At 27.2% G+C, this 8182-nt stretch carries 8 protein-coding genes; 2 read left to right on the top strand and 6 right to left on the bottom strand.

The window, feature by feature from the left end; genetic code table 11:
- Window positions 1-109: 109 nt before the first annotated feature.
- Window positions 110-874 (top strand): 3'-5' exonuclease, encoded by a 765-nt coding sequence (locus NSA58_RS11995; RefSeq protein ID WP_039680049.1) that lies wholly within the window; start codon window positions 110-112, stop codon window positions 872-874.
- Between the two features lie 52 nt (window positions 875-926).
- On the opposite strand, the gene NSA58_RS12000 is transcribed toward NSA58_RS11995, so the two are convergent.
- Window positions 927-1679 carry an exodeoxyribonuclease III gene (locus NSA58_RS12000; RefSeq protein ID WP_039680050.1) on the bottom strand — a complete coding sequence of 251 codons (753 nt, stop codon included), beginning with the start codon at window positions 1677-1679 and terminating at the stop codon, window positions 927-929.
- A gap of 14 nt (window positions 1680-1693) precedes the next feature.
- The gene (locus NSA58_RS12005) at window positions 1694-2653 is read right to left on the bottom strand and encodes a galactose-1-phosphate uridylyltransferase (protein ID WP_039680051.1); all 960 of its coding nucleotides are present in this window, start codon (window positions 2651-2653) and stop codon (window positions 1694-1696) included.
- Between the two features lie 302 nt (window positions 2654-2955).
- Here NSA58_RS12005 and NSA58_RS12010 point away from each other — a divergent pair, with 302 nt between their 5' ends.
- Entirely contained in the window at window positions 2956-4176 is a 1221-nt protein-coding gene (locus tag NSA58_RS12010) for a pyridoxal phosphate-dependent aminotransferase (RefSeq protein WP_074079228.1), read from the top strand.
- A gap of 62 nt (window positions 4177-4238) precedes the next feature.
- Here the strand turns inward: NSA58_RS12010 and NSA58_RS12015 are convergent, their stop codons facing one another.
- The 4 genes from NSA58_RS12015 to NSA58_RS12030 form a co-directional block, all read right to left on the bottom strand.
- Window positions 4239-4691, bottom strand: coding sequence for a MarR family winged helix-turn-helix transcriptional regulator (locus NSA58_RS12015; protein ID WP_039680053.1), 453 nt, complete (start codon window positions 4689-4691; stop codon window positions 4239-4241).
- 176 nt (window positions 4692-4867) lie between these two features.
- Entirely contained in the window at window positions 4868-6313 is a 1446-nt protein-coding gene (gene purB, locus NSA58_RS12020; protein ID WP_039680054.1) for an adenylosuccinate lyase, read from the bottom strand.
- Window positions 6314-6405: 92 nt separating this feature from the next.
- Entirely contained in the window at window positions 6406-7314 is a 909-nt protein-coding gene (locus tag NSA58_RS12025; protein ID WP_039680055.1) for a tyrosine-type recombinase/integrase, read from the bottom strand.
- A 161-nt stretch (window positions 7315-7475) separates the two neighbouring features.
- On the bottom strand, window positions 7476-8182 hold a 707-nt coding region (locus NSA58_RS12030), incomplete at its 5' end, for a 3'-5' exonuclease (RefSeq protein ID WP_277613737.1).

Raw genomic sequence — 8182 nt, forward strand, 5'->3', positions numbered from 1 at the left:
CTTTTTATTAATAATAGGTTATACTTAAAAATAGATATTATAGTTTATTTCAATTTTATATTCTTTAATTATAGTATTTGCACAATTATTATTTTAGGAGAAAGATTTTATGGAATATATAGTTTTTGATTTAGAGTTTAATCAGGGATTTGATAGAAAGCTAAATAAAACAGTTTCGGATGAAACATGTCCTTTTGAGATTATCCAAATAGGCGCTGTCAAATTGGACTCTAACTTAGATATGATTGATACTTTTAATACTTTTGTTAAACCTAATATATATAAGGTAATTCATCCCTTCATAAAAAAAATGACCAATATAAATAATGAAGATGTAAAAAATGCGCCTAGCTTTCCTGAAGCATTTAACATGTTTAAGTCTTTTATCAATGAAGAGAAAAATATCCTATGTGTTTGGGGTAATGGAGATCTAAAAGAGTTGTATAGAAATATTAAATATCATAATTTATCTACAGATAATTTGTCTAGCAATTATATAAATGTTCAACATCATGCTTCTGTTTATTTCAATAATCCAACAGGAAAAAGTATTGGTCTTCAAAATGCAATTACTTTATTAGAGTTAAATCAAGATAAATCTTATCATAATGCTTTAAATGACGCTTATTATACATCTCTCGTATTTAAAAAAATTTTTAATGATGAAATAGAAACTAAAAATTATAATTTTAATAATGATGATAAAAAGAAGTCTGTCACAAAGAGAAAAGTAAATTATGATAATATTTTCAGTGAGTTTAAAAAGATTCTAAATAGAGACTTAAACAAGGAAGAAAAAAAAATTATCCATCTTGCTTATAAAATGGGTAGAAGAAGCAAATCTTCCCAAGAAAAAAATAATTTAAAAGATTAAAAAATCCTTCCTTTAATATCTAGGAAGGATTTTAATATTATGACTAATTTTATTATTCAATTACTAATTCTACTGGACAGTGATCAGAACCTAGCACTTTTGTATGTATTTTAGCACTTACTAACCTATCTTTTAACTTTTCCGACGCACAGAAATAGTCAATCCTCCATCCTGCATTCTTTTCTCTTGCCTTAAATCTATAAGACCACCATGAATAAATATTTTCTTCATCTGGGTAAAAATATCTAAATGTATCTACAAAACCTACTTCAAGAAGCTCTGTAAATTTATTTCTTTCTTCATCAGTGAATCCAGCATTTTTTCTATTGGTTTTAGGGTTCTTCAAATCTATTTCCTTATGTGCTACGTTTAAATCACCGCATACTATGACTGGTTTTATATCATCTAGCTTTTTTAAATACTCTCTAAAATCATCTTCCCACTTCATTCTATAATCAAGTCTTTTTAACTCATTCTGAGAATTAGGTGTATACACAGTTACAATATGAAAATCTTCAAATTCTAACGTTATAACCCTACCTTCTTGATCATGTTCTTCAATATCTATTCCATAAGTTACACTCATTGGTTCTTTTTTAGTAAATATAGCTGTTCCTGAGTACCCTTTCTTTTTAGCATAATTCCAGTATTGATAATATCCTTCTAATTTTAAATCAATTTGATTTTCTTGTAATTTTGTTTCTTGTAAACAAAATATATCTGCATCTACTTCATCAAAAAATTCCATAAAGTTTTTTCCTACACACGCTCTTATTCCATTTACATTCCATGATATAAGTTTCATTTTTTATCTCCTTGTTAGTCAAATTTTAATTTACTTGCTATATCTTCTGATTTAACTGATGAAACATACATTCCAGTACTTAATTCAAATCCACCAAAATTAAATTTTCTTGGTACTATATGAATATGTGCATTATATATGTCTTTATAGTCCTCTTTTTCATTTATCGGGTGACTATGAATATATAAATTAAAAGGACAATTACCATGTTCATCATATAATTTACCGAATAATTCCTTTAATATAACAGAAAGTTGTTTTAATTTATTATCATCCATTTCATAAAAATATATGTTTTCTTTAAGTATAATTACTGTATCTCCACTAAATCTACACACCTGAGGCACAAACACAAAAAAATCTTCGTCATTATGTATAAGTCTTTTTTCATACTTAATCTCTTCTTGAATAATATATTTATACATATTTATACCCATTTTTTTGTAAAACTCATCACAAACTTTATATTCTTCTCTTAAGTCTGGAGGAATAAATGGTAACGATAAAATTTGAGAATGTGAGTGCATTAGAGATGCTCCAGCATCTCTTAAATGATTCTTAAATAAACAAATATACTTAACATTTTTATTTTCTTTGAAATCTTTAAATCTATTTTTATATATTAATAATAAGTAATAAAACTCTTCTTCATTCATATTAAAAAAATTTCCATTATGTTTATATGTATCTATTATTACATCATGTTCTCCTTTAATTTCACTTAAAGGGTTATCATCTATTATTGGATATTTATTTTTTACAGATTTCACTACCCATTGATTATTTTTATTTATTACATCAGTCTCCTGCGAAATATTTTCTTCATTTCCTCTACAAAAAGGACAATCTTTATCATATTCTTCATTCTCTTCTTTATTTATATCTTTTTTTACTTTATCCATAGGCCTATCTTGTCGCCCTCTAGCTATTATTACCTTACTATGATTTAATGTATCTACACCAAGTTCCTTCATCACAAACTCCTAATTTAAAGCCTTATTCAAAGGTTATTTATTTTATAATACGGTCTTACATAAATTATATTTTAACAAAGTTCCTTTGTAAATATTTAATATATTCACTTTAATTATTATCGCACTATTGAAATCTCATTGTGTCTAATTAAAAAGATTGTATAAAAAATAATTAAGATATTTATTCTATTTTTTGGAAATATATTTTTTTATAGTAATGCGGTTTATTCGCCATTATGCTAATATTAAATTAGATTGAGATATAATAATCAATTCATATGTTTATAAGGGGGAATATTCAAATGAAGTTTTCAAAGAGACTTAGTTCAATGCAACAATCACCAATAAGAAAATTAGCGCCATTCGCTACAGCTGCTAAAGCTGAAGGAGTTAAGGTATATCACTTAAATATAGGCCAACCAGATATAATAACACCAGTAGGATTTTTTGATGCTGTTAAAAATTTTGACAAAAAGGTTTTAGAGTATGCAGGCTCTCAAGGAATGCCTGAATTAATTGAAGCTATAAGAAAATACTACACTACATACAACATGGATTTTGCAAGTGAAGATATAATAATTACTAACGGTGGTAGTGAGGCTTTATTATTTGCATTTATGGCTGCATGTGATCCAGGAGACAATATATTAGTTCCAGAACCATTCTATACTAACTACAATGGATTTTCACAATGCTTAAATGTTGAAGTAAAATCTGTTACTACAGTTGCAGAAAACGGTTTCCACCTACCTTCTAAAGAAGAGATCATAGCTAAAATAGATGACAAAACTTCCGCTATATTAGTTGTTAACCCAGGAAATCCTACTGGATGCGTATATACTAAAGAAGAAGTTCAAATGATAGCTGAAATAGCTAAAGAAAAAGACTTATGGATAATTGCCGATGAAGTTTATAGAGAGTTCGTTTATGAAGGACTTGAATATACAAGCTTCGGAAATATGAAAGAAGTTGAAGATAGAGTTGTTATTATAGATAGTGTTTCTAAGAGATATAGTGCTTGTGGTGCTAGAATTGGTTCTATAGCTTGTAAAAACAAACAATTTATGGCTGAAATAATGAAGGTTTGTCAAGGAAGACTTTGTGTAGCTACTATAGAGCAATTAGGTGCTGCTGCTTTATATGATACTCCAAAATCTTATTTCGAAGAGGTTAATGCTGAGTATAAGAGAAGAAGAGATACTTTATATACTGAATTAATGAAAGCTGATGGTGTCATTTGTGAAAAGCCTATGGGCGCATTCTATATTGTTGCTAAGTTACCAGTTGAAAATGCTGAAGATTTCGTTGCATGGATGTTGAAAGAATTTAGAAGAGATAACGAGACTGTTATGTGTACCCCAGCTGAAGGATTCTACTCTACTCCAGGACTTGGTAAAAATGAAGTTAGACTTGCTTATGTCTTAAAAGAAGAAGATTTAAGAAGATCTGGACAATTATTAAAAGAAGCTCTTGAAGAATATGCCCAATTAGAAAAAGAAAAATCTGCTTTAGCTAAAGCTTAATATATGATTTTAGTAAAGTAAAAATTAAAAAACCATCTTACATTTGTAAGATGGTTTTTTAATTAATTTAATTCTTCTTTATTTAGTATGTACTGAAGAGTTTCTAAAGCCTCTTGGTATTTTAATCTGTCGCTTTCATCTAGTTTATATAGTTTTTGTTCTAATTCATCACTTAACTTACTAGTAAAATCTATAGCTAATTTTTCCCCTTCTTCTGTAATAACTATCATATACTTTCTTCTATCTGCTAAATCCTTTTCCCTATAAACATAACCTTTTTTTGTTAAGTCATCTATCATACTTGTTAGACTTCCTTTTTCTATGTTTAATTTAGCACATAATTCCGTCATACTTATACTACCGTGATTTTTTATAAATACTAAAGCTCTCAATTGTGTTTTATTTACATTATATAATGCCGAATATTTCTTTAGGTATTCTAAGTAAAGACTTGAATAAAATTTAGGAAAAGTTTTTGATAAAAAACCAATTGTATTTGTTACTATACAGTTCATTTAATCACCTCAGATGCTTAATTTATTGACTTTTTCCCACTTCTATAGTTTACAATAAAAATATTTGTAGTACAATACTTTTTACAAATATCACTATTTTAATTTTCTTATATTATTATAACTTATAGTTCTATTTCTTTTCAAAAATAAAGAGCCATAAGGCTCTTTATTTAATACTATACTCTTAAGTCTACTTCTATACCTATACAGTCTTTATAATCGCTTATAGCAGGTTCTAAATATTCTTCAACGAATTCTACAACTTGTTCAGGTGCTCTTCCTACAAAGTTCATAGGATCTAGTATAGATGTTATTTCTTCTTTGTCTAATATTTTGAAAGCTTCATCTTCAATTATTAAATCTATTAGGTTATTATTTAAACCTTCATGCTTAACTCTGTAAGCTGCTTTCATAGATAGCTCTCTTATTACCTCGTGTAATTCTTGTCTGTCTCCACCTCTTTTTACAGCTTCCATAAGTATGTTTTCTGTAGCCATAAATGGTAGTTCTTCATCTATATGTTTTCTTATCATGTTTTCATATACAACTAAACCATCAGTTACGTTTATGCCTATATCTAAAATAGCATCAGTTGCCATAAATGCTTGTGGAATTGCAAGTCTTTTGTTGGCTGAATCATCTAAACTTCTCTCTAGCCATTGAGTTGCTTCAACTAATGCTGGAGATATTGATTCAGAAATTATAAATTTAGATAAAGAAGCTATTCTTTCACTTCTCATAGGATTTCTCTTGTAAGCCATAGCAGAAGACCCTATTTGATTTTTTTCAAATGGTTCCTCTAACTCTTTTAAGCTTTGTAATAATCTTATATCATTTGTCATCTTATGCATACTTTGAGCTATTCCAGCAAGTACATTTAATACTTGAGAATCTAATTTTCTAGTGTATGTTTGTCCACTTACTTTATAAGATTCTTTATATCCCATTTTTTCGCATACTATTTTATCTAATTCTTTTATTTTATCTGTATCATTTTCAAATAAGCTCATGAAACTTGCTTGAGTTCCAGTAGTTCCTTTTACTCCTCTAAGCTTCATATTATCTAATCTATAGTTTAAATCTTCTAAGTCTATTATTAAGTCTTGTGCCCAAAGAGTCGCTCTTTTACCTACTGTTGTAAGTTGAGCTGCTTGAAAGTGTGTAAAACCTAAAGTTGGAACATCTTTATATTTTAATGCAAAATCTTTAAGGTTATCTATCAAGTTAACAAGTTTAATTCTTATTAGCTTTAATGCTTCATTCATTTGAATAACGTCTGTGTTATCACCAACATAAGCTGAAGTTGCACCTAAGTGTATTATACCCTTTGCTTTTGGACATTGAAGTCCGTATGCCTTAACGTGACTCATTACGTCATGTCTTACTTCTTTTTCTATTTTTTTTGCTTCTTCAAAATTTATATCATCTATATGAGCTTTTAATTCTTCTATTTGCTCATCGCTTATGTTTATTCCTAGTTGTTTTTCCCCCTCAGCTAATGCAATCCATAGTTTTCTCCAAGTTGAAAACTTAAATTGAGGAGAAAAAATATAACTCATATTTTTGCTACAATATCTTTCTGTTAAAGGATTTGAATATGTTGTGTACTTATTTTCTATCATTTTTTGCACCATCCCTAAATCTTTTTTTTCTACAAAGATTATTATATATAATTTAACGAACAATAACAATAGTTTATGTGTATTTGTTCATATTATTTTTTATTTAATTTAAAATTATCCTTACCTAATATATAGTCAATACTTTCACTATCAACAAAATTCAACACATTTTTATATCTTATAGCATAATATTTATCACTCCAACCCAACTGTTTTTTTATATCTTCTTTATCAGCTCCAAGCATCAAAGAGATAGCTGCATATGAATGTCTTAAATCCCTGGCTGAGTATTGTGATAATCCAGCCATATCAAAAGCTTTTTTTACTATTAATCTTACATTCCTATCTGTTATATATTGACTCTTTTGCGTTGTAAATATGTAGTCGTCATAAGGCATTATTATTTCACTAAGACCCGAAAAATATCTATAACTTTCTATTAACTTGAAACAATATGGATGAAGCTTTACTACTCTTTCCTTTTTCCCTTTACCAAGTCTTACATAAAAATTATTTTCTTCATCTACAATTAAATCTTTCCACTTAACTTTTACCAATTCATTTAATAAGCATCCTGTTGTAACTAAAAATACCATTATTAATTTATCCCTAGCACTAAGCCTTTCCAATGAATCTATTAATTGATTTATCTCTTGTATACTTAAAACATCTCTTTTCCCCTTTTCTCTTGTAACTATAGGCTTTTTAACAAAAGTAAATGGATTTAACTCTATATATTTTTCCCTCTTCATAAAAGCATAAAAACTATGTAAATAGCTGAAAATCTTCTCACAAGTTGATGTAGCATATTCTTCTTCTATAAATGCTATAAAATCTCCACATTCATTTTTTGTTACTTCTAATAAGTCTTCAACCTCTGTTTTTTCTTTAAATAAAATTATTTTGCTTAAATAATCTTTTTTTGTTGCTGGTGTCATTTTTATTGAAAATAATTGAAATATTTCAAACTCTCTCTCACTCAATATGTAATTATTATCCATAAAGTCTCCTTTCACTGTTATTCTAATCACTTTTTAAGGTCTCCTTTCACTGTTATTCTAATACTTTTTAACTTTATTTACTTTTAACTAACTTAAATTTTCAGTAATTAAAATTTCCTTTGATAAATAATTAAGAAGCACATAAGTGCTTCTTTAAATCATTACTTATTTGCAGAATTAACTAGGATTTTAATTAATTCACTTGAATTTTCGTTAAAAGTAGTTATAAATGTTAAATACTCGATAGCTCTATTCATAACCATATATATTTTATTTAAATCTCCAACGAAATCATTCACCTGATAGTCTTGATTTTCTTCATTTATTGTTTGATTATACAGCATTTCTAATTCACAAAATACTACTGCCTTATATTCTAAACTCTTAATAAAATATAAATTTGATATAGTTATACCACTTCTTTTTCCATATTTAGTTAAATTATCATCTCCAATAATATATGGAATACTTACATCATCCAATGCTTTTCTAAGAAGATATTGGAAGTATATTGTTTTACCATTTTTTAATTTCTTTTTATTATATGGAAATACTATAGCTATATCACTATAATCTAATCCCTGATTATTTACAAGGTATTCAATTTCCCATAATATTGAGTTTATTTGGTCTTCTAAGTCCTCTACCTTTACAATCTGAGCTGTAATTCCCTCTTCAATAATTGCATCACCAAACTTATATATATCTCTATCTATATTACTTCTTAAGTCTTTTATATAATTATTGGCATTTTCACAAAATCTGTTAGAGAAATCAATAATTATTTTTTTCTGTCTATAATTTTTTGTAAGTAATATTTTTTCATCAAAATCAATATACTCTAAAGATGTTTTAAATATATTTACAC

This window comes from Terrisporobacter muris (assembly GCF_024621905.1).
Taxonomy (GTDB): domain Bacteria; phylum Bacillota; class Clostridia; order Peptostreptococcales; family Peptostreptococcaceae; genus Terrisporobacter; species Terrisporobacter muris.

Bases quoted from the DNA above. Each gene is read 5' to 3' on its own strand.
- NSA58_RS11995 (WP_039680049.1), top strand. From the start codon at position 110: ATGGAATATATAGTTTTTGATTTAGAGTTTAATCAGGGATTTGATAGA.
- NSA58_RS12000 (WP_039680050.1), bottom strand. From the start codon at position 1,679: ATGAAACTTATATCATGGAATGTAAATGGAATAAGAGCGTGTGTAGGA.
- NSA58_RS12005 (WP_039680051.1), bottom strand. From the start codon at position 2,653: ATGAAGGAACTTGGTGTAGATACATTAAATCATAGTAAGGTAATAATA.
- NSA58_RS12010 (WP_074079228.1), top strand. From the start codon at position 2,956: ATGAAGTTTTCAAAGAGACTTAGTTCAATGCAACAATCACCAATAAGA.
- NSA58_RS12015 (WP_039680053.1), bottom strand. From the start codon at position 4,691: ATGAACTGTATAGTAACAAATACAATTGGTTTTTTATCAAAAACTTTT.
- purB (WP_039680054.1), bottom strand. From the start codon at position 6,313: ATGATAGAAAATAAGTACACAACATATTCAAATCCTTTAACAGAAAGA.
- NSA58_RS12025 (WP_039680055.1), bottom strand. From the start codon at position 7,314: ATGGATAATAATTACATATTGAGTGAGAGAGAGTTTGAAATATTTCAA.